Source organism: Stutzerimonas sp. Brlt_14 (assembly GCF_051948915.1).
GTDB classification, from domain to species: Bacteria; Pseudomonadota; Gammaproteobacteria; order Pseudomonadales; family Pseudomonadaceae; genus Stutzerimonas; species Stutzerimonas stutzeri.
On the sequence record NZ_JAYJLM010000005.1, the window covers coordinates 154,785 to 181,121 of the forward strand.

The following is a 26,337-nucleotide window of genomic DNA, read 5'->3' on the forward strand; positions in this document are numbered from 1 at the left end:
GCTCCGGACGGCAAGGCCACAAAGTCTATAGCATTCACCGGTGGTGAATAAGCGTGGAATCAGGGGCGGGGCCCGGCGCGCTGTCGGGCTTCGGCGCCACGCACCTCGACCAGGCCAGGCGACGGCGCACTCCCGAGCTCCCCTCAGAACGGTGCCGGGCTCTCGAAACGCAGGCGCGCGCCGGTCTGCGGATGGGTCAGGGTCAGCATGCTGGCATGCAGGCACAGGCGCTCGTGCGCCCGCAACGCCTGCTCGTGGGCGTAGAGGCGGTCGCCGAGCAACGGATGGCCGGTGGACAGCATGTGCACCCGCAACTGGTGAGAGCGCCCGGTGATGGGGGTCAGTTCGACGCGGCTGTAGTCGCCGCAGCGCTCGAGTACGCGCCAGAAGGTCAGCGCATGCTTGCCCAGTTCGTGATCGACCACATGTCGTGGCTTGGTCGGCGGGTCGTAACGCAGTGGCAGGTCGATGCTGCCACTGTCCTGCTCCGGCTGGCCCCAGCACAGCGCGGTATAGGCCTTTTCCGTTTCGCGGTCATGAAACTGACGGGACAGCTCGCGGTGCGTATCGGCGTCGCGGGCGAGCACGATGAGCCCGGAGGTCTCCCAGTCCAGGCGGTGCACGATGCGGGCTTCGGGGTAGCCGTTCTCCTGCAGGCGGGTCACCAGACAGTCACGATTGTCTTCAGCCCGTCCTGGCACGGAGAGCAGCAGGGTCGGCTTGTTGATCACCAGCAGGGCGGCGTCCTGGTGAATGATCTGGATGTTGCTAAGAGGCATTGTTCTTCCCACAAACGAAGACGGCGACCCGTGGGCCGCCGCTTCTGTACGCCGTGCCGCTCAGCGATCCGGCAGGGTGATGTTCAGTTCGAGAATCGAGCAGCTGCCCTGATCCTCGAGGGCGACCTGAACCTGATCGCTGTCGATGTTGACGTACTTGCGGATCACCTCGACCAGCTCCTTCTGCAATGCCGGCAGGTAGTCCGGCTCGGTGCGCTGGCCGCGTTCGTGGGCGACGATGATCTGCAGGCGTTCCTTGGCAATGGCGGCCGGTGTTTCCTTCTTCTTGCGTTCACGGAAGAAGTCGAAGAGGTTCATTCGCGGCCTCCGAAAAGTCGTTGCAGGAAGCCAGGCTTCTTGACGTCGAGGAAGCGGTGCGCCACTTCCTTGCCCAGCAGGCGGTCCACCGCGTCGCTGTAGGCCTGACCGGCGTCGCTCTGGTCATCGAGGATCACCGGGATGCCCTGGTTGGACGCCTTGAGCACAGCCTGCGACTCGGGGATCACGCCCAGCAGGCGGATGGAGAGAATTTCCTCGACGTCTTCGACGCCGAGCATTTCGCCCTTGGTGACGCGCTCAGGGTTGTAGCGGGTCAGCAGCAGGTGTTCCTTGATCGGCTCTTCGCCGTTTTCGGCGCGACGCGACTTGCTGGCCAGCAGGCCGAGCATGCGGTCGGAGTCGCGTACCGAGGAGACTTCCGGGTTGGTCACGACGATGGCTTCGTCGGCGAAGTACATGGCCAGATGCGCGCCTTTCTCGATGCCCGCCGGGGAGTCGCAGATGACGTATTCGAAGTTCTTGCCCAGCTCGTCGATCACCTTGCCGACGCCTTCCTGGGTGAGGGCGTCCTTGTCGCGCGTCTGGCTGGCAGCCAGCACGTAGAGGTTCTCCAGACGCTTGTCCTTGATCAGGGACTGGGTCAGGGTGGCATCGCCATTGATGACGTTGACGAAGTCGTAAACCACCCGGCGTTCGCAGCCCATGATCAAGTCGAGGTTCCGCAGACCGACGTCGAAGTCGACGATGACAGTCTTGTGGCCGCGCAGAGCGAGGCCGGTACCGATGGCGGCGCTGGTGGTGGTTTTACCAACGCCACCTTTGCCGGAAGTGACTACGATGATCTTGGCCAAGGTGATTCACCCTAAAAATTGAAAAATCGGGACCTTCCGCCCGGTTTTGGCGTCAGGATTGCCCGTTTGGTCCTTGAAAATTCGCGGCAGTATCCGTTAAAGGCGGGTGATGTTCAACACGTCGCCGGAGAGGCTGATGCGTACCGCTTCAGCCCAGAGAGGATCGCGTCGCAGGTCCTCGGCGACCTTGTATTGGCCGGCGATGGAGACCATTTCCGCTGCGAGCTGCTGGCAGAAGATCCGCGCCGAGGTGTCGCCCTTGATACCTGCCAGTGCGCGACCGCGAAGCGGACCGTAGACATGGATGTTGCCATCGGCGAGAAGTTCCGCACCGGGGCTTACCGGCGCCAGTACGATGAGGTCGCCGCCCTGTGCATAGACCTGCTGGCCGCCGCGGATGGGCGTAGTGACTACGCGGGTCGGACGGTAAACCGGCTCGGCCGGTTTGGCCGGTGCCTTCGATGCCAGGTCGACTTGGCGCTCGCGAGCCCCCGAAGGCGGCAGCACCGGTAGATCCAGCGCCGCCGCTGCTTCGATATGCGCCGGCTCGCTGGCGCGCAGGGCCAGGGTGCGCAACCGATGCTTGCGGCAGAGTGCGACCAATGCCTTGATGTCGATTTCCCGCGCCGCCTCGGGCAATTTGTCCAGCGCCAGGACCAGCGGCGTATTGTTGAAGAAGTCCGGGGCTTGCTCGACCTTGGCCGCGAGCTGTTCGTCGAGACGTTCGATGTCGTTGCTGGCCAGCTCCAGCACGGTGATGGCGAGCATGCTGCCCTTGAGCTGGAAGGCTGGGGACTGGTCGGGGAGGTCGGCTTGGCTCATGGTCTGCCTGCTGCGGTAAATGGCGAGGACTTATAACGAGGTGTGCCGCTGCCTGCAACCCGCCGCGTGTGTCCGGGGCGATCACTGGTGCGCCGAGGCTCGGTCAAGCTCGGCTTTTGCCGCTAGAATGCGTCGCTTCATCGGTTGTCGAGCTATTCATGGACCGTCCTCAGTTTCGTGCGTACTTCCTGCATCCGCGCTTCTGGCCGCTGTGGCTGGGGCTTGGACTGCTCTGGCTGCTGGTGCAGTTGCCGTATCCGCTCTTGCTGCAACTGGGCCGTGGGCTTGGCGCGTTGATGTTCCGATTCGCCGGTTCCCGGCGCTACATCGCGCGACGCAACCTGGAACTGTGCTTTCCCGAACTCAGCCAGGCGCAGCGTGAACGTCTGTTGCGCGAGAACTTCGCGTCCACCGGCATTGCTTTCTTCGAGATGGCGATGAGCTGGTGGTGGCCGCAGGCGCGCCTGCAGCGGCTGGCAACGATCGAGGGACTGGAGCATCTGCAGCAGGCCCAGGCGGCCGGGCAGGGGGTGATCCTGATGGCGCTGCATTTCACCACGCTGGAGATCGGTGCCGCATTGCTTGGCCAACGGCACACCATCGATGGCATGTACCGCGAGCACAAGAATCCGCTGTTCGACTATGTACAGCGCCGCGGACGCGAGCGGCACAACCGCGACGCCAGCGCCATCGAGCGGGAAGACGTGCGGGCCATGCTCAAGGTGCTGCGTGCCGGCCGCGCCATCTGGTACGCGCCGGATCAGGACTATGGCCGCAAGCAGAGTCTGTTCGTACCGCTGTTCGGTATCCAGGCCGCCACGGTGACCCCCACCACCAAGTTCGCTCGGCTGGGCAGGGCCAAGGTCGTACCGTTCACGCAGGAGCGCCTGGCGGATGGTTCGGGTTATCGGCTGGTGATCCATCCACCGCTGGAGGATTTCCCTGGCGAGAGCGAGGAGGCCGATTGTCTGCGCATCAATCAGTGGGTCGAGGAGGCCGTCAGCGCCCTGCCTGAGCAGTATCTCTGGGCGCACCGGCGCTTCAAGACCCGGCCGGACGGCGAGCCGGGGCTGTACAAGAAAAAGAAGAAGCGCAAGGCGGTGTAATGCGCTTTCCTGCCCGTGTAGCGTGGTGGGCGTGTGGTGCGCTAACGCCACCCCATAGGTGACGGCTGGCTACATCCCGGGCGGCGTCCCGGTGGTTCCGGCCATCCAGTCGACCCAGCCGAATCAGGCCAGCGTTCCATCGCGGAAATCTCGCAGCGCCTGCTCGATCTCCTCGCGGCTGTTCATCACGAAAGGGCCGTACTGCACGATGGGTTCGCCCAGGGGGCGTCCGGCCAATAGCAGCACTCGCGTGTCCGACCCGCTGTGCAACCGCAGCTCGCCATGCTCGGACAGGCGCGCCAGCTGACCCTTGGCCAACGTTTGTTCGCCAACGCGCAGCGCACCCTCGTAGACGTAAAGCAGCAGCCGATGGCCTTCCGGCACCTGCGGGCTGAGACCGCTACCGGCCGGCAGATGCAGATCGAAAAGCTGCGGCTCGGTATCCGGACGCTGCACGACGCCCGGCTGCTCGATGCCGTCGCCCTTCAGCGTGCCGGCGATGACTTTCGCCTGTACGCCACCTGGCAGCGTCAGCTGTGGAATTTCCGCCGGTGCGAAGTCACGGTAGCCCGGCTCGCCGAGCTTGGCGTGGGCGGGCAGGTTCAGCCACAGCTGGAAGCCGCGCATGAGGCCTTGCTCCTGCTCCGGCATTTCGCTGTGGATTACACCGCGCGCTGCGGTCATCCACTGCACGCCGCCACTTTCCAGCCGCCCGACATTGCCCATGTGATCCTCGTGACGCATGCGCCCCTCGAGCATATAGATGATGGTTTCGAAGCCGCGGTGCGGATGTGGCGGAAAGCCGGCGATGTACTCGTCGGGATCGTTGGAGCCGAACTCGTCGAGCATCAGGAACGGATCGAAGCGTTCCGGCGCGGCGCCGCCAAATACGCGCGTGAGACTGACGCCGGCGCCATCGGAAGTCGGGCGGCCGGTGGTGATGGAAAGGATTTCACGCTGGGACATATCGAATGCCTCTCGGTCTGGAATGTCTCCAGCGTAAACGTACGGCTTCGATTAACGGTTGCGCATTATCGCTATAAACAATCAATTAGTTGGATCATTCCTCCACCATCAGATCCCGCGCACGGCTATACACATAGCGCACCTTCTCGTACTCGAACGGCGAGTTGAGCTGGCCGTAACGGAAGCTGGTGACGTGGCGGGCGTTGATGGCGCGCAACGCGGTCAGGCTCAACTCGCCACCGGTGGTCTCGGCGTACTGGAGGAAATCGACCTGTCGCTCGACGGCGAAATCGGTGACGCGGCCGGTGGCATCGCGCAGGTTGGAGGGGCCGAGAGCCGGAATGATCAGGTAGGGCCCCTGGGGAACGCCCCAATACCCGAGTGTCTGGCCGAAGTCCTCGCTCTGGCGCACCAGACCCATGCGCGTGGCCGGGTCCCAGAGTCCGCCGACGCCCAGAATGCTGTTGAACAGAAAGCGGGCGGTGGCATTCGCCGCACGCTGTCCCTTGAGCTGCGCGACGCTGTTGAACAGCGTCGGAATCTCCCCGAGGTTGGCGAAGAAGTTGCTCACGCCGGTGCGCACCGGTTGCGGCGTGACATAGCGATAGCCTCGCACCACCGGCAGCATCACCCATTGATCGAGCCGGTAGTTGAAGTGGTAGATGCGCCGGTTGACCGATTCGAACGGGTCGTAGACGTCCAGCGCCTGAAAGGTAGCGCGCTCGAACTCACGTTGGTCCAGCCCCGGATTGAACTCCAGGTTGCGTAACGGATGGGTGAAACCATCCTCGTCGACCGCCGGTGTGTCGGCGAAGGCCAGACCACTGAGCAGCAGCAGCGGCAACAGCATTCCTTTAGCCACGGAAGAACTCCAGCATGTGTTGGGCGTTGACGCGGTAGGTGAGATTGCCGCAGTGGCCGCCGCGCGGGTACAGCGTCAGGCGATCGCCGAAGGTGCGGCGCAGGAAGCCGATATCACCGGCACCGAGGATCAGGTCGTCTGCATTGTGCATAACCGCGATCTTCGGGCTCTGGCGCAGATAATCCTCGAGGGCATAGAGGCTGACCTGCTGGATCAGCTGCGGCAGGCTGCCGCCGTCATACTGCGCTCGCCACATGGGGATCAGCTGCTCGGTGATGTAGCAGTCGAAATCGCAGAGCAGGGCGCGCTTGAAGAATGGCTCCAGACGCGTGCCCTCGTTGATCGGATAGTCCTGCGGCACGATCAGCCCGCGACGGTTGATCAGGTCCGAGGTGAAATTGATGTCGGCCGCGGAAAAACGGAACACCGAGCCGATCAGCATGGCCATCTGCTCGTCGCTGAGCTTCAGCGCCGACTGCTGGAAGTCGTAGAGCATCGCCTCGTCGAGGTCGATGTAGCCGCGCTGCCGGTAGTAGCGGGTGAGCTTTTCCAGCACCACCTCATAGAAGGTGGTGTGGTCGTCGATGCCTTCGACGCGGGTCTGCACCAATTTGTCCAGGTTGCCGACCGAGGTGTAGAGGTTCACCGGCGGGTTGAGCAGCAGTACGCGCTTGAAGTTGAAGCTGCGGCGGGTTTCGTCCAGTTGGCTGACGAACGCCGCGTTCAGTGCGCCGAGGCTGTAGCCGGTGAGGTGGAATTCGGTGACCGGCAGCTTGTGGTGCCTGGCGCGAATGGCCTGCATGACCCGGTAGAGGTCCTTGGCATCGTCGGTACTGATGCCCGGTGTGGCGTAGCGCGAGGCCGCGGACATGAAGTCGTAACTGGTCGGTGAAGACAGCTGCACCACGTGGTAGCCGGCGCCGTAGAACAGCCGCTTGAGGGCCTCGGTCTTGCCTGCCGAGTAATGCGCACCGGTACCGGAGATGATGAAGATCAGCGGCGCCGGCCCGCGCTGGCGCGCCAGGCGATAGCGCAGCTGTTTGACCGGCCAGAAGTTGTCCGGCAGGGTGAATTCGCGCTCCGGCCGCAGCCGCAGGCTGTAGTCAGCCTGGTCGATGGCGTCGTCACTGGGTACCTCGGCGCGCAATGCGCTCGGCGTGCCGGCGATGGTCGCTTCGAAAGGATTGGCCAGGGGGTAGCCATACTCCTCGATGCTGAGATCGGCCGCATGCAGCGGCGTAACGATCAGGGCGAGCAGGGTGGTCAGACGCAACAACAGCTGCATGGTGTGTCTCCGTTGCCAGGCCATCGCGGCCGGTAGCGAGGCGGCAACGGATGTCTCGTGCCGCCTGTCCCATCAGAACTGCATTGGCAGCGCAATGCAAGCCAGTATTTTTATGGCAGCGGCGCGGGGAATTCGTTCCCCGCGCGGGGATGGAGATGCCGGAGGCTCGACAGTTGCTGGCGAACCGTCGGGCTAGATGACTCGTCTGCTGCGGTCATCACGCCTGATGATGCAGCCAGGCATGCTTGGGAATCGCGGCGCGGCGCTTGTTGCGTTCGAATCGCTGCCAGACCTTCTCATGAAAGTAGAAGCCTACCGAATTGCACAGCGGCTCGATGGCAGCGACCAGTCCGCCGATGGCGATGCTGCCGGTCAGCGCGTAAGTCACCGAAAAGGCGATGCAGAAGTGCATCAGGGTGAACGTCACGGTCTTGAGCATGGCCCGTCTCCTTGTGCAGTCGAGAATCGTTCTCGTGATGGAGAGAGTCTGGGTGAGATCATCCAATGACTGAAATCACCGTTTTGCATGTGCGACATAGCGCCACACTATTTGTGTTTGGAGTTGTTGCGAAGCGCCTGTTCATGGGGTTCGACGGCTCTATGTCGGGCCTTTTCGCAAGCCGCATTCAGACCAAAGTCGGGTGGCGTTCGCCCGACCCACGCCTAAAGTAGCCGCCCCTGCTCCCACCGGGGGGTAGCGACCGTGGAGACAGATTCCAATGCACAATGAAAATGTTTACCGGCAGATTTATGCCAATCCGCGTTTCCAGGAGTTGGTGGCCAAGCGCGGGCGTTTCGCCTGGCTGCTGTCGGCCGTCATGCTCAGCGCCTACCTGGCGTTCATCCTGTTGATCGCCTTCGAGCCGAAGATCCTCGGCATTCCGCTGTCCGCCAATACCGTGACCACCTGGGGCATTCCGGTTGGCGTCGGGGTGATCTTCATGGCGTTCATCCTGACCGGTGTCTATGTGCAGCGTGCCAACGGTGAGTTCGATCGCATCAACCAGGAAATCCTCAACGAGGCACAGAAATAATGATCCTGCGTTTCCTGATGACTGCCCTGCTGTTGGCAGTCTCGCCCGCGCTGCTCGCCGATGCCATTACCGGCGAAGTTCAGAAGCAGGCCACCAATTACACCGCCATCATCATGTTCGTGGTGTTCATCGTGTTCACCATGGGCATCACCAAGTGGGCGGCCAAGCGCAACACCTCGACCGCTGACTACTACACTGCCGGCGGCAGCATCACCGGCTTCCAGAATGGTCTGGCGATTGCCGGCGACTTCATGTCGGCGGCGTCCTTCCTGGGCATTTCCGCGCTGGTCTACACCAGCGGCTATGACGGCCTGATCTACTCCATCGGCTTCCTCGTCGGTTGGCCGATCATCCTGTTCCTGATGGCTGAACGCCTGCGCAACCTGGGCAAGTTCACCTTCTCCGACGTGGCGTCCTATCGCCTCGGCCAGACGCAGATCCGTCTGCTCTCGGCATTCGGCTCGCTGATCGTGGTGGCCTTCTACCTGATCGCGCAGATGGTCGGTGCCGGCAAGCTGATCCAGCTGCTGTTCGGCCTGGACTACTACGTGGCTGTGGTGCTGGTCGGTGTGCTGATGGTCATGTACGTGCTGTTCGGCGGCATGCTGGCGACCACCTGGGTGCAGATCATCAAGGCGGTCCTGCTGCTGTCGGGCGCCAGCTTCATGGCCATCATGGTGATGAAGACCGTCGGCTTCGATTTCGGCAGCCTGTTCGCCGAAGCGGTGAAGATCCACGAGAAAGGCGCGCAGATCATGAGCCCGGGCGGTCTGGTTTCCGACCCGATCTCGGCGATTTCCCTGGGCCTGGCACTGATGTTCGGTACCGCCGGCCTGCCGCACATCCTGATGCGCTTCTTCACCGTGTCCGACGCCAAGGAAGCGCGCAAGAGCGTGTTCTACGCCACCGGATTCATCGGCTACTTCTACATCCTGACCTTCATCATCGGCTTCGGCGCGATCCTGCTGGTCAGCACCAACCCGGACTTCAAGGACGTGACCGGTGCGATCGTCGGCGGCACCAACATGGTCGCCATCCACCTGGCCAGCGCCGTGGGCGGCAATCTGTTCCTCGGTTTCATCTCCGCGGTCGCCTTCGCCACCATTCTCGCCGTAGTGGCCGGCCTGACCCTGGCCGGTGCCTCGGCGGTTTCCCATGACCTCTATGCCTGCGTGATCAAGCAGGGCAAGGCGCGGGAAGAGGACGAGATGCGTGTGACCAAGCTGACCACCCTGACCTTGGGCGTGGTGGCGATTCTGCTCGGCATCATCTTCGAGAAGCAGAACATCGCCTTCATGGTCGGCCTGGCGTTCTCCATCGCCGCCAGCTGCAACTTCCCCGTGCTGTTCCTTTCCATGTACTGGAAGGGGCTGAGCACGCGCGGTGCGCTGTTCGGCGGCGCGCTGGGCCTGATCACCGCGCTGGTGCTGACCATCATCAGCCCCACCGTGTGGGTCGACGTGTTCGGCTATGCCGAGGCGATCTTCCCCTACAAGTACCCGGCGCTGTTCTCTATGGTCGCCGCCTTCGTCGGTATCTGGTTCTTCTCGGTTACCGACAACTCCAAGCGGGCAGGGGAGGAGCGTGAGCGCTTCTTCGCCCAGTTCGTCCGTTCGCAGACCGGTCTGGGTGCAACCGGCGCCGTCGCTCACTAAGGCGATCAGCCGGCAAGCGAAAGGGCAGCCCACGGGCTGCTCTTTTTCATTGGTGGCGGGCAAATCACCGACCTGCACCGCGCCCATGTTGCCGTCATATTGCCTGCCGGGGACCGGGCGGTCAGCCCCATTGGCCAAGGGTTTGCCAGGGGCATTCATCAATCTGATGGATGCCGGTACGGCTCCGGGCATTCGCTAGACTCGCTGCCACTACCCGAACAACAAAGGCAGCACAACAATGCACAATCGCATGATGATCACCGGCGCCGGCGCCGGTTCCGGACTCGGGCGGGAAATCGCCCTGCGCTGGGCTCGTGATGGCTGGCAGCTGGCGCTTTCCGACGTCAATGAGGCTGGCTTGGCGGAAACCCTGAAAATGGTTCGTGAGGCGGGTGGCGATGGCTTCACCATGCGCTGTGACGTGCGTGACTACAGCCAGCTGATCGCCTTCGCCCAGGCCTGCGAAGAGAAGCTCGGCGGCATCGATGTCGTGGTCAACAACGCCGGCGTGGCATCGGGCGGTTTCTTCGACGAGCTGTCGCTGGAAGACTGGGATTGGCAGATCGCGATCAACCTGATGGGGGTGGTCAAGGGCTGCAAGGCGTTCCTCCCGCTGGTTCAGAAGAGCAAGGGCAAGATCATCAACATCGCCTCCATGGCGGCGCTGATGCAGGCGCCGGGCATGAGCAACTACAACGTGGCCAAGGCCGGCGTGGTGGCCCTCTCGGAAAGCCTGCTGGTCGAGCTGCGCCAGGCCGAGGTCGGCGTGCATGTGGTCTGCCCTTCGTTCTTCCAGACCAACCTGCTCGACTCCTTCCGCGGGCCGACGCCGAACGTCAAGGCGCAGATCGGCAAGCTGCTGGAATCCTCGCCGATCACCGCGGCGGACATCGCCGACTACATCCACCAGCAGGTCGCCAAGGGCGAGTTCATGATCCTGCCGCACGAGGAGGGGCGCATGGCCTGGAAGGTCAAGCAGCAGAATCCGCAGGCGATCTATGACGAGATGGCGCTGCTCGCTGAAAAGAAGCGGGCCAAGAGCAAGGCTGTCTGAAACCGCCCGGCCGCTGTCTTCAGCGGCCGCTGTGGTTGCCTCCAGAGAGGGTCGGGAGTAGGGTTGCCTGTCCGGTTTTGTGCCGTAACCCTGTGGAACGCTTGTGAATTTTCCGTCCCGCGGACTGTTGATGCTGGCCCTGGTGCTGGCAGCGATCAACCTGCGCCCTGGCATCACCTCCTTCGCCCCGCTGATCGAACGCATCGCCGAAGAGCTGGCCCTGTCCCGTGGCCTGATCAGCCTGACCACTGCCTTGCCAGTATTGCTGATGGGCCTGCTGGCGCCGCTGGCACCGCGGCTGGCGGTGCGCTTCGGGCTGGAGCGCAGCATTGCCCTGTGTCTTGGCCTGATCGCCGCGGCGCTGGTGCTGCGTCTGTTCGGCCACAATGCCGTGTTGCTGATCGTCACTGCCGGTCTGGTCGGTGCCGGCATTGCCGTTGCCGGTCCGCTGCTTTCCGGCTTCATCAAACGCTACTTCCTCGAACGCATGGGCAAGGTCGCCGCCTGGTACTCGCTGAGCATGGCGGTGGGCGGGACCCTCGGAGTGGTGCTGACGGCGCCTGCGGCCCAGGTGCTGGGCGAGCGGTGGACGGCTGGCCTGGCGATCTGGGCGCTGCCGGCAGTAATGGCGCTGCTGATCTGGCTGCGTCTGCCCAATCAGCCGGAAGCTGCCAGTGAAAGCGCTGCCGGCCTGCCCTGGAAGGAGCCGCGGGCCTGGCTGCTGAGCATCTACTTCGCGCTGCAGGCCGGGCTGTTCTACGCGCTGGCCACCTGGCTGGTGGCGCGTTATCACGAGGTGGGCTACAGCCTGATGCAGAGCAATGCGTTCTTCAGTGGCTTCATGCTGATCGGCCTGCCGAGCGCCTTCGCCATGCCCTGGCTGGCGCAGCGCCTGGGCAACCGTCATCGCATCATGGCGACCTGCGGTGTGCTGGCGACGCTGTGCCTGGCTCTGATCGCGCTGCGACCCGGCTGGCAGCCGTTGCTGGTCTGCATGCTGCTGGGTGTTGCGCTCAATGGCACCTTTTCCCTGGCGCTGATCTCGCCGATGTACGAAGCCGGTACGCCGCTGGCCGTCAGTCGGCTCACCGCGATGATGCTTTGCACCGGCTACTGCCTGGCCTGCCTGACCCCGGTGCTGGCCGGACTCGGCCGCGATCTGGCCGGGGACTACCGCATGCCGTTCCTGGTGCTGACCGGCATGGCGGCGTGCATGTCGCTGCTCGCGATGCGCCTGCGGCCACGCCATGTCGAGCGCTGAGTGGTCCTGCTGTGGCTTGCGTCACCGCTTGCCGTGCCGCGGATGACCGGCTCGCCATGCTGTGCTAGAAAGCTCGCCGTCCCTGTCCCAACCTAGCGCGCCGGAGTTCTGCTTGGAGTCTGAATCCATCGTTTATGGCTGTATCCGCGATTGGCCGTCCGCCGACCTCGAGCAGTGCCGCCAGCGCCGGGCGCACAATCTCGCCGCCGTGCAGGCGTTGCCGCAGGGTGAGGCCTGGCCGTTCATCGGCCGCGAGATGTTTTCCTTCTGCCGTGACGAGGACCTGGGCTTGTACCAGACCCAGGTGATCCACTTCGGCGCCAGTTACCGCGCCGTCGAGTACGAGTGGGCGCTGTGGGTGCAGCGCTTCGAGGCGCTGCTCAAGCAGCTCTACTGGACCAGCGCCGTGGTGCATCTGGAGACCGAACTCAATGGCACCCACACCTTTCGCTGGGAAACCGAAACGGGCAGTCACAGCCCGCAGCACATCGATATGCGCATGCGGTGCGCCTGGGAGCGGGAAAGCGGGTTGCTCGGCTGATGCGCTGAGGCGTCAGTCCAGCCATTCCTTCGGCACGTCGCGCTTGAGCGCGAGCTGGCACTGCTGACTGTCCGCATCGAAGACGATAACGGCTTCGCCTTTGTCCAGGGCGCGGCGTACCCGCGCGACCCGGGTTTCCAGTGGCGTTTCGTCGCCGTTGTCGGTGCCGTCACGAGTGACGAAATCCTCGATGAGGCGGGTCAGGGTGTCCGGTTCGAGCTGGTCGTGGGGTATGAGCATGGGGCTTCTTCGATAAGACGGAGGGGCGATGCTAGGTCGCGCCGCCCTGCAGGTAGCTGTCCAGGCAAGCATACAGCTGCCGGCTCTCCAGCGGCTTACCGATGAACTCGTCCATCCCGGCGTCGAGGCCACGCTGGCGGTGCTCGGCCAGCACATGGGCGGTCACCGCGATGATGGGCACGGCCTGCAGCTGCTGTTCCGCTTCCAGTTCACGGATCTGGCGGCTGGCCTCGAAACCGTCCAGCTCGGGCATTTCGCAGTCCATCAGGATCAGCTGAACGGCGTGCGGATCGCGGCGGTAGAGATCCACGGCCTGGCGGCCGTTGTCGGCGAGCTGCACGGCGTAGCCGCGTTTCTTCAGCAGGCCGCGCACCACCATCTGGTTCACCGGATTGTCTTCCGCGACGAGGATGCAGGGTTCGCCCTGCGGCTGCGCCGGTGAGGGTGAACCGCGCTCGCCGGCGGTTGCCGGTTCCTGGGCGTAGAGCATTTGCAATGCCTCGCGCAGCGGCGCGCTCTGCAGCGGCAGCGCCAGACTGACCAGACGCAGCCCCGGCGTGACGGGTGGCGGCTCGTGAATCGGTGAATAGAGCATCAGCACGCGCTGATTGCTCTCCAGATGCGGGCGCAGACGTTCCAGCCACTGGCTCGGACTGCCCGGCCAGGGCGCCAGCAGTACCAGCAACGGCGGGGCGGTGAAGTCGGCAAGGCAATCCGGCAGGCGCTCCGGGTCCTGACAACGCTCGGTACGCATGCCCCAGCGACGCAGCAGATGACTGAGTGCCTCCAGCCCCTGGGCGTCCTGCGAGGCGAGCAGCGCCGGTCGGCCCGCCAGCAGCTGGCTCAGCGGGTCTTCCACGTCGCTGGCGGCATGCAAAGGAATCTCGAAGCAGAAACGGCTGCCACGGCCCGGTGCGCTCTGCACCTCGATATGGCCGTTCATCATTTCCACCAGCTCTTTGCTGATGGCCAGGCCCAGCCCGCTGCCGCCATAGCGGCGCGTGGTGCTGGAGTCGCCCTGGGAGAAGGATTCGAACAGCTGAGCCAGAACCTCCTGGCGCATGCCGATGCCGCTGTCGCTGACGCAGAACACCAGGCGCCGCGAGCCGTCCTGAGTCTGCCGGCTGGACACTTCCAGCAGCACATGGCCATGTTCGGTGAATTTCAGCGCATTGCTCAGCAGGTTCATCAGAATCTGCTTGAGGCGGGTGGGATCGCCGCGGATGCGTCGCGGGACGCCGGGCTCCAGGCCGACGTGCAGGCTCAGCTGCTTTTCCAGCGCCTGGGCGGTGAACAGGCGAATGGTCTCGGAGATGAGGATTTCCAGGTCGAAGTCGATGTCTTCGAGGCTCAGCTTGCCGGAGCCGATGCGGGCATAGTCGAGAATGTCGTTGATGACTGCCATCAGCGAATTGCCGGAGCTGGAGATGGTATCCAGGTAGAACCGCTGGCTGCGATCCAGCGGCGTTTCGCGCAGCAGCTGCAGCATGCCGAGCACGCCGTTGAGCGGAGTACGGATCTCGTGGCTCATCTTGGCGAGGAAGCGGCTCTTGGCCTCGTTCTCGCTGGCGGCCCGCTCGGCAGCCTCGCGGGAGCGGTAGCCCTCTTCCTTGAGCAGGTTGATACGGTCGGCAAGTCCGATGGACAGGGTGATCAGCTCGAAGGCGACGCTGGCTTTCACCACGGCCGCCCCGTATAGCCCCAACAGCTCGATGCCGAGGGAGCCGGCGGTGACCAATATGAAGGATGCCAGCAGCACGCCCCAGGCCAGGGTGTAGTAGACGCCGTAGCGCACGCCTCGGCGCCAGACGAAGGCGCCCGCCAGCAGCAGCCCGGCCGACACGATGATCACCGTGATGCTCGCCAGGATGCTCCAGCTCTGCACGTCCAGCACGAGGCCGGAAATCATGCTGCCGAACGCGGCCAGCAGGGTGCAGCGCAGGAGCAGGTCGAGTCGCGGGAACAGTTCGCGGGTATGCAGGAAGTGCCGGCTGAACTGGATGGCGATCAGGCAATGGCTGAACATCAGCACGTAGATGCCCTGAGCGACCCAGCCGCCATCGTCGGCCAGCCACTTGACCAGGAAACCGTCGAAGGACAGGGCGAACAGGCCGACGTTGAGGGTATAGACCAGGTACCAGAAATAGGCCGGCTCACGCAGCGAGGCGAAGAGGAACAGGTTGTAGCAGAACATCGCGAACAGCACGCCGTAGAAGGCGCCGCTGAGCCCGTTCAGCTCCTCGTGCTGGGACGCGCTGGCATTGTAGGTGCTGAAGTACAGCGGCACGTAGAGCGTGCTGGTGGTCTTGATGCGCAGCAGCAGGGTGGTTTCGCCGGGCGGCAGGTTCACCGGAAACCAGAAATTGCTGACCTTCACCGGGCGCTCGGCAAACGGGTGGAGGTCTCCGGTCAACTGCTGGCTCAGACTGCCATCGGGGTATCGCAGGAACAGCTCGATATGGTCGAGCAGCGGGTAGTTGATCTCGATGAAGCCGCTCAGCGGTTCGGCGAGACGGTTGGACAGACCGGCGCGCAGCCACCAGGTCGAACTGTTCTTGCCTTCGTTGACGTGGCCACCCTCGACGGCACGAAAGCGCTCGGGCGGTAGTGCGAGGACCTCATCGACGTCCAGACGGCCGGTGCGGTCTTCCAGGTAGAAGGTGCCATTGCCGAGGGACTGGCGCGTATCGATCGAGTCGAGCACCACAGGCGTGAATGCCCAGGCTTGAAGCGACAGGCAAAACAGCAGCAGAGCCAGGCATAAACGCGGCAACATTTTTCGATCCGGCAGGTGCGCCCGTTGGGCAGGGCGACACAGATTAGTAGAGCGGTGTGACGGTACCGATTCCTTCGGGCTCTACATGGCGCCTTCAGAGTGCCGCACGTCCTTGTCCGGACAACTTTGCCGAGTTACGCGCCGAGCGGCAAGCCTCGCCTGCGGCAAAGCAGGCGGCTTGTCACGCAATCGGATTTCAGCTGTTGCGCTCCTGCGGATTGGAATGGCGGCCGATCAGGGTATCCACCGGTGGCACGCGGGTATCGTTTTCCATCTGCGCATCGTGCTCCAGCTGATGGCTGAAGCGCTCCAGAGAGTCCTTCGCGTGCTGGGCATCGCTGGCGAATACCGGCTGGCTGAGCATGTAGCCGCAGAGCAGCCGGCTCATGGCGGCGAGGCTGTCGATGTGGGTGCGCTCGTACCCATGGGTGGCGTCGCAGCCGAAGGCCAGCAACGCGGTACGGATATCGTGCCCGGCCTCCACGGCCGATTGCGCATCGCTGTGGTAGTAGCGGAACAGATCGCGGCGTACCGGTATCTCGTGCTCGGTTGCGAGCTTGAGCAGATGGCGCGACAGGTGGAAGTCATAGGGACCGCCGGAATCCTGCATCGCCACGGTGACCGCATGCTCGCTGGAGGCCTGGCCCTTGGCGGCGGGGGCGATGTCGATGCCGACGAACTCGCTGACATCCCAGGGCAGGGCGCCGGCGGCACCGGAGCCGGTTTCCTCGGTGATGGTGAACAGTGGGTGCACGTCGATCGGCGGCTCGCGGCCGCTTTCCACGATGGCCTTGAGCGCTGCCAGCAGGGCCGCGACACCGGCCTTGTCATCCAGGTGGCGAGCACTGATGTAGCCGCTCTCGGTGAACTCGGGCATGGGATCGAAGGCGACGAAATCACCAACGTTGACCCCCAGCGCACAGGTTTCGTTGCGGCTGTAGGTGTAGGCGTCCAGGCGCAGTTCGACGTGGTCCCAACTGACCGGAGCCTCGTCCACCGCGGTGTTGAAAGCGTGCCCGGAGGCCAGCAGCGGCAAGACGCTGCCGCGGATCACCCCGGTATCGGTGAAAACGCTGACGCGGCTGCCTTCGGCGAAGCGGCTCGACCAGCAACCCACCGGCGCCAGGCCCAGGCGGCCGGTATCGTGAATCTCGCGGACGATGGCGCCGATGGTGTCCAGGTGAGCGGCGACCGCGCGGTCCGGGCTGTAACGGCGCCCCTTGAGCGTGGCGCGGATGGTGCCGCGGCGGGTCAGCTCGAAGGGGATACCCAGTTCGGTCAGGCGCTCGGCGACATAGCGCACGATGGTGTCGGTGAAGCCGGTGGGGCTGGGGATGGCGAGCATCTCCAGCAGCACCCGTTGCATGTAGTTGAGATCGGGCTCGGGTAGTTGTGCGGTCATGGAACCTCCCGTTGACGGCGGCCTTGCAGCCACCCGATGAAATGAATGGAGACAGCGTGATGGGCGCCCGTGGGCTGCCCGTCGATGGATGGCCTGCGCCCGGCCGAGGCCGGGCGGGAGGCGATCAGCCAGCGACGCTGAGCGGAAAGAGCAGGTCGATGAAGCGCTCGGCGGTCGGCTGCGGCTCGTGATTGGCCAGGCCGACGCGCTCGTTGGCTTCGATGAAGACGTACTCCGGCTGGTCCGGCGCCGGCACCAGCAGGTCGAGGCCGACCACCGGGATGTCCAGCGCGCGGGCGGCACGCACAGCGGCATCGATCAGCACCGGGTGCAGCTGGGCGGTGACATCCTCCAGCGTGCCGCCGGTGTGCAGGTTGGCGGTGCGCCGCACGGACAGGCGCTTGCCCTCGGGCAGTACGCTGTCGAAATCGAAACCGGCGTCACGCAGGCAGCGCTGGGTTTCCTCGTCCAGCGGGATCTGGCTCTCCCCACCGGTAGCGGCTTGGCGCCGCCGGCTCTGCTTCTCGATCAGCGCGCCGATGCGGGTGCGGCCGTCACCGATGACTTCGGCGGGGCGGCGGACGGCTGCCGCAACCACCTCGTAGCCGATGACCACGATGCGCAGGTCCAGGCCCGGATGGTAGCTCTCCAGCAGCACCCGGCTGTCGTACTGGCGGGCGCGCTGGATCGCTTCCTCCATCTCGGCACCGTCACGCAGGTCCACCGCCACGCCCATGCCCTGCTCGCCATCCACCGGCTTGACCACCACGCTGCCATGTTCGGCGAGAAAGGCGGCGTTTTCCTCCGCCGTGCCAGCCAGCCGCTGCGCCGGCAGGCAGATCCCGGCGTGGGACAGGGTGCGGTGGGTCAGGCGCTTGTCCTGGCAGAGCGTCATGCTCACGGCCGAGGTGAGATCGGACAGCGACTCCCGGCAACGCACCCGCCGACCACCCTGGGTGAGCGTGAACAGTCCGGCCTCGGCATCGTTGACCTCGATCTCGATGCCGCGCCGGCGGGCTTCGTCGACGATAATCTTGGCGTAGGGGTTGAGCTTGGCTTCCGGCCCCGGGCCGAGGAACAGCGGCTGGTTGAAGCTGTTCTTGCGCTTGACGGTGAAGGTCTGCAGGTCGCGGAAGCCGAGCTTGGCATAGAGCGCCTTGGCCTGCTGGTTGTCGTGCAGCACGGACAGGTCCAGGTAGGCCAGGCCGCGCCCCATGTAGTGCTCGATCAGATGGCGTACCAGTGCCTCGCCGACGCCGGGTCGGGGGCAACTGGGCGAGACTGCCAGGCACCAGAGGCTCGAACCGTTTTCCGGATCATTGAAAGCGCGGTGGTGATCGATGCCCATCACGCTGCCGATGATCTGCCCGGAGGTGTCGTCCTCGGCCAGCCAGTACACCGGCCCGCCTTGCTCGCGTGGCGTGCAGCGCTCCGGGTCGACCGGCATCATGCCGCGCGACTGATAGAGGCCGTTGATCGCATGCCAGTCCGTCTCGCTCTGGGCGCGGCGCACGCAGAAGCCGCGAAATGGCTTCTGTGACGGGCGGTAGTCGCTGAACCAGATGCGCAGAGTGTCGGAGGGATCGAGGAAAAGCTGCTGTGGTGCGTAGGACAGGACCTGATGGGGCGCCGCCACGTACAACGCGATATCGCGTTCGCCGGCCTGCTCGTTGAGCAGCTCGGCGGCAAGCTGCGCGGGATCCGAATAGGTGTGGCCGACAAGGATGCGCCCCCAGCCGCAGTGCAGGACCACGGGCCCACAGGGTTCTTCCTGACCATCCTCCGCGAAGCGTGCCTGCAACCGCTGGTAGGTCGGGGCCTGGCCGCGCAGCAGGCGCTGACCGTAGGCTTGGGACTTCTGCATGGTACGTTCCTTGATGCTAAGTCACGAACCGGCCAGCGGCGGGGCGAAACGGTCGCCCCCGTGGCGCGTGCCAGCCGCAGCCGTTCGTGAGCGGGTTATTGGGGCCGTCTAGCCATGGCGCGACCTCATCGATGCCCCTAGAGGCCTTGTTCGCTCAACCATAGGTTGACCGCCGCCAGCTGCCAGAGTTTGGAACCGCGCAGCGGGGTAAGCTGGCCATCCGGATCGGCGAGCAGCTTCTCCAGCATCTGCGGGTTGTACAGCCCGCGCTCCTGGCTGGGGTCGAGCAACATCTCGCGCACCCAGTTCAGCGTGGCACCCTGCAGGTGCTTGAGGCCAGGCACCGGGAAGTAGCCCTTGGGCCGGTCGATCACCGCGGCGGGGATCACCTGGCGTGCGGCTTCCTTGAGTACGTACTTGCCGCCTTCGGGCAGCTTGAACTTCGCCGGAATCCGCGCCGACAGTTCGGCCACGCGGTAATCGAGGAACGGCGTGCGCGCCTCCAGGCCCCAGGCCATGGTCATGTTGTCCACGCGCTTGACCGGGTCATCCACCAGCATCACCGTGCTGTCGATGCGCAGCGCCTTGTCCACCGCGGCGTCGGCACCCGGCTGGGCGAAGTGGCGGCGCACGAAATCACCGGAGAAATCGCCCTGCACCCACTGCTGCTGCATGGTCTGGGCATATTCCTCGTAGCTGCGGTCGCGGAACGCGGCGAGGTAGGCCGCCACCGGGTCCTCGGCACCATCGACCAGCGGATACCAGTGGTAACCGGCGAACAGCTCGTCCGCACCCTGGCCGCTCTGCACCACTTTGCAGTGCTTGGCCACTTCCCGTGAGAGCAGGTAGAAGGCGATGCAGTCGTGGCTGACCATCGGCTCGCTCATGGCCTGGAAGGCTGCCGGCAGCTGCTCGAGGATTTCCTTTTCCTGGATGCGCAGCTGGTGATGGCGGGTGTTGTAGTGCTTGGCGATGATGTCCGAGTACTTGAACTCGTCGCCGCGCTCGCCGCCGGCGTCTTCGAAGCCGATGGAAAAGGTCAGCAGGTTGTCGTCGACACCCGCCTCGCGCAGCAGACCCACCAGCAGGCTGGAGTCGACGCCGCCGGACAGCAGCACGCCGACGTCCACTGCGGCACGCTGTCGGATCGCCACCGCTTCGCGCATGGTGTCCAGGGTCAGACGCTTCCAGTCTTCGAAGCTGTAGTCGCGCTCGTCTTCGCGGGCACCGAACTGCAGCTCCCACCAGCGCTCGGTGGTGGTCGTGCCATCGGCGTCGACACGCATCCAGCTGGCCGGGGGTAGCTTCTCGATGCCGGCAATCAGGGTGTCCGGTGCCGGCACCACGGCATGGAAGCTCATGTAATGGTTCAGCGCCACTGGGTTCAGCACACCGGCGATGTCGCCGCCCTTGAGCAGGGCCGGCAGCGAGGAGGCGAAGCGCAGGCGCTGGTCGGTGCGTGACAGGTACAGCGGCTTGACGCCGAGGCGATCACGGGCGATGAACAGCTGCTGGCGGTCGCGCTCCCAGATAGCGAAGGCGAACATGCCATTAAGGCGTGGCAGCAATGCCTCGCCCCAGGCGTGGTAGCCCTTGAGCAGCACTTCGGTATCGCCTTCGGAGAAGAAGCGATAGCCGAGGTTTTCCAGCTCTGCGCGCAGTTCGGGGTAGTTGTAGATGGCGCCATTGAAGACCATCGACAGGCCGAGAGCCGAATCGATCATCGGCTGGCCGGACGCCTCACACAGATCCATGATCTTCAGGCGTCGATGGCCGAGGGCCAGCGGCCCCTGGCTGTGGAAACCGCACGCGTCCGGGCCGCGTGCGGTCAGGTGTTGGGTGATGCGTTCAACCGCGGCCAGATCGGCGGGGCGGTTATCGAAACGAAGTTCTCCAGCTATGCCACACATAAGGTCCTTACCGGTTTTGCCGTTGGGGAGTGTGACTGACCCGTCATCGCCTAAGTTCAGCTTTTCGGACCAGCGCAGCGGCGCTGGATCGGCGTGAGGCCGGGTCAGTCATCTTTTTACACCAAAGCAAAAAAATGCTTTGATGTCAAAGTGAGTGGGTCAATGAAAGCGTGATTATGGCTGAAGAAACAGTTTCAAATGAAATCAATGCGCTGGAGGTTCAGGCCTTCGAACTGCCGCTGTTCCAGGCCATGCGCCGGCTGCAGCAGGATGCCGAAGTGCATGCCAAGCGTCTGGCGCGTTACGGCGGCCTGAGCCCGGTGCAGCTGATGATCCTGCAGGTGCTGGCCGGTGAAGGGCAGATGACCGCCAGTGCCCTGAGCCGGCGCGTGAGCCTGACCGCCGCGACGCTGTCCGGTCAGCTCGATCGACTGGAGGAACGCGGGTTGCTGCAACGTCAGCGCGACGACCAGGACCGCCGCCGCCAATGGCTGCTGCTCAGCGACAGCGGCCGGGAATTGCTGCAGGACGCACCGGCGTTGCTGCCGCCGGAATTCCGCACACGTTTCGCCGCGCTGCCGCCGTGGGAGCGCCACGCGCTGACGGCGGCCTTGCTGCGTGCCGCCGAGCTCTGTGGCGACATGGAGTGACGTGGCCTAGCGCGTGTTCTCCAGGCTCTTGACCGTCAGTTCCAGGGCCTTGCGCATGTCGAGCCGAGCCGAGCGGCCGACATCGCTGTCATCCAGCCGATAGCCGCGCTCGGACGGCAGGATCGGCGCGGTAAGGTCGTCCGCCTCGGCCGGTTCGAAGTCCGAGTCGCGGCCGATGGTCATGGCGCTGCGGCGCAGCAGTTCACGCACCTGATCGGGTTCGAGCTCGGGATTGACCGACAGCATGGCCGCCACCGCGCCGGCCACCAGCGGTGTGGCGTAGGAAGTGCCGCAGTGCACGTCGCCGCGCTGCTCTGGATCGAGCGTGGCGGCGCGCGTACAGGCTGCGGCAGTGATGTCCACACGCATGTCGACATTGGATGACTTGCGCTTGCGCACATAGTCCGGGTGTTCCACCGAGACATCCTTCTTGTCGTTGCGCTCGTGGCCGCCGACCACCAGCAGCTGCTCGGTGATGAAGGACGACGGCAGGCGATAATCGTCGCGCCCGGAGTGCGCCGACCCGTTGCCCGCGGAGTTGATCACCAGCACGTCGGGATGTTCGCGGCGCAGCCAGAGGAAGAATTCTTCCAGCAGCTCCTCGTAGCCGCTCATGGCGATGCCCGAGCGCAGCAGCGAATCCACCGGTTCACCTTCCACGTCCACCGTGCCGATGCGATGGATGCCCCAGCTCCAGTTGAGAATCCGCGCGCCGTCTTCGACCAGATTCACCGAGGCCGCTACATTGGCAGTGATGCCGGCGTCCGAGTTGCGCTCGACGATCACCTCGAAACCCGGGCCGGTGCCGTCCAGGGAGGCGAGAAAGCCCTGATCTCGGGCGTCGCTGGCGTGGGCGGCGAGGATGCCGGCCACGCTGCTGCCGTGGTTGTCCGGCTTGTCGGCGTCGCGGGCATAGAGGCAGGTGCGTTGCTGGCGCGGATCGCAGGGCTGGAGGTATTCGGCGAAGTGCGGGGCGTCGAAGTCCACCGCGCGTTCGATGATGCCGATGCGTACCGGCGCGCGGTCGGCGGCGCGCTGGTCATCCGGGATGCGCTCGCGGTAATAGTCGACAGCATCGAGAAAGCGGTTGGCCGCCCATTCGCGATTCTGCCGGCGCGGCCGTTCCTGTTTGTCCTGTTCGTCGCTTTCCGCGGCGGATTCCTCGATCACCACGGCATCTACGCCGACCTCGCTGCCAAGGCGAAGCACCATGGCATCGCGCTCGGTCAGGTCTTTCACCGGCAGGCGCAACTGGTAGGTATTGAGCGGCGGGATGGCACCGACCACCTCGGCGCCGTACTTTTCGGCCAGCTGGCGGGCCTTCTCCAGACCTTCGTGGTCTTCCTCGATGATCAGGCTGACCAGATCGACATAGGTGGTGAGGTCATCCATGTTGCGCGCCACCTCGTCGGGCTTGGCGGCGAGTACCTGGCTGCGACCTGCCGAGAGCCAGACCGGATTGCTGCGCTTGCCGTCGTGCTCGATCCACAGCGGGCCGCTGCGGACCTGGTCGGCGGGCAGGGTCAGACGCAGCTGATTGCCGTCGCGGCTGATCTGCTCGGCGGGCAGCGCCTCGCCGCTCAGCTTCAGCTGCACGTCGGCACGGGGCAGGCCTCGGGCATTCAGGCACCAGCTAAGCGCGTTCTCGGCGAACAGATCGCCGCACCGCGTGAGCTGGGCGATGCGCAGTTCCTCACTGGCAGCCACCGGGCCGGTGGCCATGGCCCCGAACATGGCGAGGCCGAGGGCGAACGAAGCAGGTAATCGACACGTCATGGGTCAACGCCGTTGCAGGTAGTTGACGCTGAACAGCCCGCGCGGATCGGTCCACTGGCCGCGGCAGTCGAAGCCGGCGGAGTCGGCCAGGGCGGCAAAGGAGTCCAGCGTGTACTTGTAGGAGTTTTCCGTATGCAGGCTCTCGCCGGCATCGAAGTGAAAACGTCGGCCCTCGATGGTCACATCCTGCGCCTCGGGGCTGATGAGGTGCATCTCGATGCGCGACTCGCCCTCGTTGAAGAACGCCCGATGGACAAAGCGCGACGGGTCGATGTCACTGTCCAGCTCGTTGCGGATGCGCTGCAGCAGGTTGAGGTTGAACGCGGCGGTGACATGGGCGCGGTCGTTGTAGGCCGCTTCCAGCACCGCCCGATCCTTGACCAGGTCGACGCCGATCACCAGACCGCCGCCGGCCGGCAGCACATCGTGCAGGCGCTGCAGGAATGCCGCGGCCTCGGCGGGTGTGAAGTTGCCGATGCTCGAGCCCGGGAAGAACACCAGCGGGTGCTCGCTGGAGAAATCATCCGGCAGGTTCAGCTCATGAGAGAAATCGGTGCAGGCAGCATGCACCTCCAGCCAGGGGTAATCCGCGGCCAGGCGCTGGGTGCTGCTGAGCAGGAAGTCCTCGGAGATGTCGATGCCCAGGTAGCTGGTGGGGTGCAGCGCTTCCAGCAGGAGGCGAACCTTGCGGCTGGCGCCGCTGCCCAGTTCGATCAGGTCGCTGTGAGGGCCGGCGATGTCGAGGATGTCGTTGGCCGCCTCGGCGAGGATCTGCTCCTCGGTGCGGGTGATGTAATACTCCGGCTGCCGGCAGATCTGCTCGAACAGCTCGGAGCCGCGACGATCGTAGAAGAATTTCGGCGACGCCCATTTGGGCGTGGCGGCGAACCCGGCCAGGGTCTCGTCGCGCAGCGAGGCCTCGTGCGGCTGCTGCAGCTGATCGTGAAAATGTATCGCCAATGCCATGTTCAAATCCCCCTGGCCAGGCGCAGCCCGGCGAACTGCCAGCGCATCGCCGGCTGGAAGAAGTTGCGGTAGGTCACCCGCACGTGGGATTCCGGCGTGGCGCAGCAGCCGCCGCGCAGCACCATCTGTCCAGACATGAACTTGCCGTTGTATTCGCCGAGGCTGCCTTCCAGCGGGCGAAAGCCGGGGTAGGGCAGGTAGGCGCTGGCGGTCCACTCCCAGACGTCGCCGAACAGCTGCTGCGGGCCGTGGTGACCGGCAGGCGCGGCGACCGGTTGCAGGTAATCGCTTTCCAGGAAGTTGCCACGCAGCGGCTGGTCGGCTGCCGCCACTTCCCACTCGGCTTCGCTGGGTAGCCGTGCGCCGGCCCAGCGCGCATAGGCGTCGGCCTCGTAATAGCTGACATGGCAGACCGGCGCTTCCAGATCCAGCGTGCGCAGCCCGCCGAGGGTCATCTCGTGCCAGGCGCCATCCTCGCGCAGCCAGTACAGCGGGGCATTCCAGCCAGCCTGCTGGATCAGATCCCAGCCGTCCGACAGCCAAAGCTCCGGTCGCGCGTAACCGCCATCGGCGATGAAGGACAGGTACTCGCCATTGCTCACCAGGCGTTCGGCCAGTTGGAAATCTTCGACGAACTGGCGGTGCCGCGGTGTCTCGCAGTCGAAGGCGAACTCACTGCCAGCATGGCCGATATGCTGCACGCCGCCAGCGAACTCGTGCCAGCGCGGGCGCTCCGGGCTGCTCGGCTGCGGCCTGGCGAGGTCGTCGCGATAGACCGGGTGCATGGGGTTCTGCGCAAGAATGTGCTTGATGTCCATGAGCAGCAGCTCCTGGTGCTGTTGCTCGTGCTGCAGGCCCAGGCCGACGCGACGGACGATCTCGGCAGCCTGCTCGCGCGGCGGATTTACCAAGAGCTCGCCCATGGCCTGATCGACATGCCGGCGATAGGCATAAATCTCCTCGACCCCCGGACGCGACAGCACGCCGCGCCGCGTTCGCGGGAAGGGCAGGCCATGGGTCTGGTAGTAGGAGTTGAACAGGTAGTCGTAGGCCTCGTTCAGGCGCCGGTAGCCAGGCAGGTAGGGCAGTAGCACGAAGGTCTCGAAGAACCAGGTGACGTGTGCCAGATGCCATTTCGGCGGGCTCACCTCCGGTGTGCTCTGGATGACATAGTCCTCCACCTGCAGTGGCGTGCAGATCGCCTCGCTGGCGGCGCGCACCAGGCGGTAGCGCTGCAACAGCTGATCGAGTTCGGCGAGTGCCGGGTGCGGATGTGGCTGCTCTGCCAGGTTGCCCATGGCGTTCCCCCCTGCGGTGTCTGCACGACCGAAACGGCCTCCCATAGCGACCCGACGGGCCGGGCAAAAGTTTCTGCTCGGTCCTGAACTCGCCTGACGCTGGCCACTCCCTGTAGGAAGCCAAGCAGGAGTTCGATCCATGCGACAGTTTCTGATGCTGTGCTCGGCGCTCGGGCTCGCCGCCTGCGCCCAGCACGACACCGCGTCCTACACCGAGGCCGCGGGCAAGCCGAAAAGCGTCGAGACCCATGCCCTGGAGGCGGGGGCAAGGCTGTTGCAGGGGCAGGCCCCGCTGAATGCGGTGAGCGCCTATCTCAACGGCTTTCACTTCTACAACGGCCACATGAACGGACAGATGGAGGCGCACCACTACGTCACCCGTCTCAACGAGGATGTGATGCAGGCGCTGATCTACGACGGCAACGGCCGCGACGCAAAGCTGATGGGGGTGGAGTACATCATCAGCGCGCGCCTGTTCGAGACCCTGCCGGAAGAGGAGAAGAAGCTCTGGCATAGCCACGACTACGAGGTGAAATCCGGCAGCCTGGTTGCGCCGGGTCTACCGCAGGCAGCGGAAAGGCGGCTGATGGAACAGGTGGTCAGCACCTACGGCAAGACCTGGCATACCTGGCATACCGATCGAGACAAGGAGCTGCCCTACGGCATTCCGGCGCTGATGATGGGCTTTACCGCCGACGGCCAGCTCGACCCGGCGCTGGAAAAGGTCCGTGACGAGCGCCTGGGTGTGGATACCCAGGCCAGGCGCCGTGACCGCGAATCGATCGTGCAACCCGAGGTCGACCCGGCTGCCAATGCCTGGGAGAAGGGCGAGGTCATCCAGTTGCAGCGGGTGCGTGGCGCGGGTGAACACCAGCATGGCGATACGGCCGGACCGGCGGAGATCAACGAGTCGGGCCGCCTGCAGCAACAGCAGCAGCGCAGCGACCCGCACTGAACGCC

Annotated in this window: 24 protein-coding genes; 8 read left to right on the top strand and 16 right to left on the bottom strand. The window is 64.6% G+C overall.

Going from position 1 to position 26,337, the window contains the following annotated elements; all coding sequences use genetic code 11:
• Positions 1–143: 143 nt before the first annotated feature.
• From VF716_RS13900 to minC, 4 genes are all read right to left on the bottom strand, one after another.
• Complete coding sequence (locus VF716_RS13900) at positions 144–779, bottom strand: RluA family pseudouridine synthase (protein WP_440552753.1); 636 nt, start codon at positions 777–779, stop codon at positions 144–146.
• A gap of 60 nt (positions 780–839) precedes the next feature.
• The gene (gene minE, locus VF716_RS13905) at positions 840–1,097 is read right to left on the bottom strand and encodes a cell division topological specificity factor MinE (RefSeq protein ID WP_003301267.1); all 258 of its coding nucleotides are present in this window, start codon (positions 1,095–1,097) and stop codon (positions 840–842) included.
• Positions 1,094–1,909, bottom strand: a complete 816-nt coding sequence (gene minD / locus VF716_RS13910; protein ID WP_013982251.1) for a septum site-determining protein MinD — start codon at positions 1,907–1,909, stop codon at positions 1,094–1,096. The genes minE and minD overlap by 4 nt, the downstream gene beginning before the upstream one ends.
• A gap of 96 nt (positions 1,910–2,005) precedes the next feature.
• Positions 2,006–2,731, bottom strand: coding sequence for a septum site-determining protein MinC (minC, locus tag VF716_RS13915; protein WP_053527659.1), 726 nt, complete (start codon positions 2,729–2,731; stop codon positions 2,006–2,008).
• Between the two features lie 158 nt (positions 2,732–2,889).
• On the opposite strand from minC, the gene VF716_RS13920 reads away from it, so the two are divergent.
• Positions 2,890–3,837 (top strand): lipid A biosynthesis lauroyl acyltransferase, encoded by a 948-nt coding sequence (locus VF716_RS13920; RefSeq protein WP_440552754.1) that lies wholly within the window; start codon positions 2,890–2,892, stop codon positions 3,835–3,837.
• A gap of 123 nt (positions 3,838–3,960) precedes the next feature.
• Here VF716_RS13920 and VF716_RS13925 read toward each other — a convergent pair whose 3' ends face one another.
• The 4 genes from VF716_RS13925 to VF716_RS13940 all read right to left on the bottom strand — a co-directional run bounded on the left by VF716_RS13925 (position 3,961) and on the right by VF716_RS13940 (position 7,389).
• On the bottom strand, positions 3,961–4,803 hold the full coding sequence (locus VF716_RS13925) for a pirin family protein (protein WP_053527657.1): 843 nt from the start codon (positions 4,801–4,803) through the stop codon (positions 3,961–3,963).
• Positions 4,804–4,897: 94 nt separating this feature from the next.
• Entirely contained in the window at positions 4,898–5,653 is a 756-nt protein-coding gene (locus tag VF716_RS13930; protein WP_013982255.1) for an MlaA family lipoprotein, read from the bottom strand.
• Between the two features lie 4 nt (positions 5,654–5,657).
• On the bottom strand, positions 5,658–6,950 hold the full coding sequence (locus tag VF716_RS13935; RefSeq protein WP_125459687.1) for a serine/threonine protein kinase: 1,293 nt from the start codon (positions 6,948–6,950) through the stop codon (positions 5,658–5,660).
• A gap of 217 nt (positions 6,951–7,167) precedes the next feature.
• Entirely contained in the window at positions 7,168–7,389 is a 222-nt protein-coding gene (locus VF716_RS13940; RefSeq protein ID WP_045631971.1) for a DUF2061 domain-containing protein, read from the bottom strand.
• A gap of 280 nt (positions 7,390–7,669) precedes the next feature.
• Between VF716_RS13940 and VF716_RS13945 the strand changes: the two genes are divergently transcribed.
• The 5 genes from VF716_RS13945 (at position 7,670) to VF716_RS13965 (ending at position 12,495) form a co-directional block, all read left to right on the top strand.
• Positions 7,670–7,984, top strand: coding sequence for a DUF485 domain-containing protein (locus tag VF716_RS13945; RefSeq protein WP_023445032.1), 315 nt, complete (start codon positions 7,670–7,672; stop codon positions 7,982–7,984).
• Positions 7,984–9,639, top strand: a complete 1,656-nt coding sequence (locus VF716_RS13950; RefSeq protein ID WP_013982259.1) for a cation acetate symporter — start codon at positions 7,984–7,986, stop codon at positions 9,637–9,639. Before VF716_RS13945 ends, VF716_RS13950 begins: the two co-directional genes overlap by 1 nt.
• A gap of 238 nt (positions 9,640–9,877) precedes the next feature.
• Positions 9,878–10,693, top strand: a complete 816-nt coding sequence (locus tag VF716_RS13955; RefSeq protein ID WP_440552755.1) for an SDR family oxidoreductase — start codon at positions 9,878–9,880, stop codon at positions 10,691–10,693.
• Between the two features lie 130 nt (positions 10,694–10,823).
• Positions 10,824–11,954 carry an MFS transporter gene (locus VF716_RS13960; protein ID WP_440552785.1) on the top strand — a complete coding sequence of 377 codons (1,131 nt, stop codon included), beginning with the start codon at positions 10,824–10,826 and terminating at the stop codon, positions 11,952–11,954.
• Positions 11,955–12,066: 112 nt separating this feature from the next.
• Complete coding sequence (locus VF716_RS13965; protein ID WP_440552756.1) at positions 12,067–12,495, top strand: hypothetical protein; 429 nt, start codon at positions 12,067–12,069, stop codon at positions 12,493–12,495.
• A 12-nt stretch (positions 12,496–12,507) separates the two neighbouring features.
• On the opposite strand, the gene VF716_RS13970 is transcribed toward VF716_RS13965, so the two are convergent.
• The 5 genes from VF716_RS13970 to VF716_RS13990 form a co-directional block, all read right to left on the bottom strand.
• Positions 12,508–12,735 (bottom strand): YheU family protein, encoded by a 228-nt coding sequence (locus VF716_RS13970; protein ID WP_440552757.1) that lies wholly within the window; start codon positions 12,733–12,735, stop codon positions 12,508–12,510.
• Positions 12,736–12,766: 31 nt separating this feature from the next.
• A complete protein-coding gene (locus VF716_RS13975; RefSeq protein ID WP_440552758.1) occupies positions 12,767–15,511 on the bottom strand; it encodes a 7TM diverse intracellular signaling domain-containing protein in 2,745 nt (914 codons plus the stop codon).
• Positions 15,512–15,707: 196 nt separating this feature from the next.
• Positions 15,708–16,913 (bottom strand): osmoprotectant NAGGN system M42 family peptidase, encoded by a 1,206-nt coding sequence (locus VF716_RS13980; RefSeq protein ID WP_011912610.1) that lies wholly within the window; start codon positions 16,911–16,913, stop codon positions 15,708–15,710.
• A 124-nt stretch (positions 16,914–17,037) separates the two neighbouring features.
• On the bottom strand, positions 17,038–18,777 hold the full coding sequence (gene ngg, locus VF716_RS13985) for an N-acetylglutaminylglutamine synthetase (RefSeq protein WP_108241626.1): 1,740 nt from the start codon (positions 18,775–18,777) through the stop codon (positions 17,038–17,040).
• 137 nt (positions 18,778–18,914) lie between these two features.
• Positions 18,915–20,687 carry an N-acetylglutaminylglutamine amidotransferase gene (locus VF716_RS13990; RefSeq protein WP_048328757.1) on the bottom strand — a complete coding sequence of 591 codons (1,773 nt, stop codon included), beginning with the start codon at positions 20,685–20,687 and terminating at the stop codon, positions 18,915–18,917.
• A gap of 176 nt (positions 20,688–20,863) precedes the next feature.
• Between VF716_RS13990 and VF716_RS13995 the strand changes: the two genes are divergently transcribed.
• Positions 20,864–21,337, top strand: a complete 474-nt coding sequence (locus tag VF716_RS13995) for a MarR family winged helix-turn-helix transcriptional regulator (RefSeq protein ID WP_079327502.1) — start codon at positions 20,864–20,866, stop codon at positions 21,335–21,337.
• 6 nt (positions 21,338–21,343) lie between these two features.
• Here VF716_RS13995 and VF716_RS14000 read toward each other — a convergent pair whose 3' ends face one another.
• Genes VF716_RS14000 through egtB form a run of 3 tightly spaced genes read right to left on the bottom strand, consistent with a single transcriptional unit; the run spans position 21,344 to position 25,377 of the window.
• Positions 21,344–23,113, bottom strand: a complete 1,770-nt coding sequence (locus VF716_RS14000; protein WP_108241627.1) for a S8/S53 family peptidase — start codon at positions 23,111–23,113, stop codon at positions 21,344–21,346.
• Between the two features lie 3 nt (positions 23,114–23,116).
• The gene (gene egtD, locus VF716_RS14005) at positions 23,117–24,079 is read right to left on the bottom strand and encodes an L-histidine N(alpha)-methyltransferase (RefSeq protein WP_011912615.1); all 963 of its coding nucleotides are present in this window, start codon (positions 24,077–24,079) and stop codon (positions 23,117–23,119) included.
• A gap of 2 nt (positions 24,080–24,081) precedes the next feature.
• Positions 24,082–25,377 (bottom strand): ergothioneine biosynthesis protein EgtB, encoded by a 1,296-nt coding sequence (egtB, locus tag VF716_RS14010; protein ID WP_095460920.1) that lies wholly within the window; start codon positions 25,375–25,377, stop codon positions 24,082–24,084.
• Positions 25,378–25,516: 139 nt separating this feature from the next.
• On the opposite strand from egtB, the gene VF716_RS14015 reads away from it, so the two are divergent.
• Positions 25,517–26,332: an OBAP family protein gene (locus tag VF716_RS14015; RefSeq protein ID WP_125459690.1), complete on the top strand. Its 816-nt coding sequence runs from the start codon at positions 25,517–25,519 to the stop codon at positions 26,330–26,332.
• Positions 26,333–26,337 lie beyond the last annotated feature (5 nt).

What these genes read in the sequence shown, in the direction of transcription:
- VF716_RS13900 (WP_440552753.1), bottom strand. Translation starts at nt 779, where the DNA reads ATGCCTCTTAGCAACATCCAGATCATTCACCAGGACGCCGCCCTGCTG.
- minE (WP_003301267.1), bottom strand. Translation starts at nt 1,097, where the DNA reads ATGAACCTCTTCGACTTCTTCCGTGAACGCAAGAAGAAGGAAACACCG.
- minC (WP_053527659.1), bottom strand. Translation starts at nt 2,731, where the DNA reads ATGAGCCAAGCCGACCTCCCCGACCAGTCCCCAGCCTTCCAGCTCAAG.
- VF716_RS13920 (WP_440552754.1), top strand. Translation starts at nt 2,890, where the DNA reads ATGGACCGTCCTCAGTTTCGTGCGTACTTCCTGCATCCGCGCTTCTGG.
- VF716_RS13925 (WP_053527657.1), bottom strand. Translation starts at nt 4,803, where the DNA reads ATGTCCCAGCGTGAAATCCTTTCCATCACCACCGGCCGCCCGACTTCC.
- VF716_RS13930 (WP_013982255.1), bottom strand. Translation starts at nt 5,653, where the DNA reads ATGCTGTTGCCGCTGCTGCTGCTCAGTGGTCTGGCCTTCGCCGACACA.
- VF716_RS13935 (WP_125459687.1), bottom strand. Translation starts at nt 6,950, where the DNA reads ATGCAGCTGTTGTTGCGTCTGACCACCCTGCTCGCCCTGATCGTTACG.
- VF716_RS13940 (WP_045631971.1), bottom strand. Translation starts at nt 7,389, where the DNA reads ATGCTCAAGACCGTGACGTTCACCCTGATGCACTTCTGCATCGCCTTT.
- VF716_RS13945 (WP_023445032.1), top strand. Translation starts at nt 7,670, where the DNA reads ATGCACAATGAAAATGTTTACCGGCAGATTTATGCCAATCCGCGTTTC.
- VF716_RS13950 (WP_013982259.1), top strand. Translation starts at nt 7,984, where the DNA reads ATGATCCTGCGTTTCCTGATGACTGCCCTGCTGTTGGCAGTCTCGCCC.
- VF716_RS13955 (WP_440552755.1), top strand. Translation starts at nt 9,878, where the DNA reads ATGCACAATCGCATGATGATCACCGGCGCCGGCGCCGGTTCCGGACTC.
- VF716_RS13960 (WP_440552785.1), top strand. Translation starts at nt 10,824, where the DNA reads ATGCTGGCCCTGGTGCTGGCAGCGATCAACCTGCGCCCTGGCATCACC.
- VF716_RS13970 (WP_440552757.1), bottom strand. Translation starts at nt 12,735, where the DNA reads ATGCTCATACCCCACGACCAGCTCGAACCGGACACCCTGACCCGCCTC.
- VF716_RS13975 (WP_440552758.1), bottom strand. Translation starts at nt 15,511, where the DNA reads ATGTTGCCGCGTTTATGCCTGGCTCTGCTGCTGTTTTGCCTGTCGCTT.
- VF716_RS13980 (WP_011912610.1), bottom strand. Translation starts at nt 16,913, where the DNA reads ATGACCGCACAACTACCCGAGCCCGATCTCAACTACATGCAACGGGTG.
- ngg (WP_108241626.1), bottom strand. Translation starts at nt 18,777, where the DNA reads ATGCAGAAGTCCCAAGCCTACGGTCAGCGCCTGCTGCGCGGCCAGGCC.
- VF716_RS13990 (WP_048328757.1), bottom strand. Translation starts at nt 20,687, where the DNA reads ATGTGTGGCATAGCTGGAGAACTTCGTTTCGATAACCGCCCCGCCGAT.
- VF716_RS13995 (WP_079327502.1), top strand. Translation starts at nt 20,864, where the DNA reads ATGGCTGAAGAAACAGTTTCAAATGAAATCAATGCGCTGGAGGTTCAG.
- VF716_RS14000 (WP_108241627.1), bottom strand. Translation starts at nt 23,113, where the DNA reads ATGACGTGTCGATTACCTGCTTCGTTCGCCCTCGGCCTCGCCATGTTC.
- egtD (WP_011912615.1), bottom strand. Translation starts at nt 24,079, where the DNA reads ATGGCATTGGCGATACATTTTCACGATCAGCTGCAGCAGCCGCACGAG.
- egtB (WP_095460920.1), bottom strand. Translation starts at nt 25,377, where the DNA reads ATGGGCAACCTGGCAGAGCAGCCACATCCGCACCCGGCACTCGCCGAA.
- VF716_RS14015 (WP_125459690.1), top strand. Translation starts at nt 25,517, where the DNA reads ATGCGACAGTTTCTGATGCTGTGCTCGGCGCTCGGGCTCGCCGCCTGC.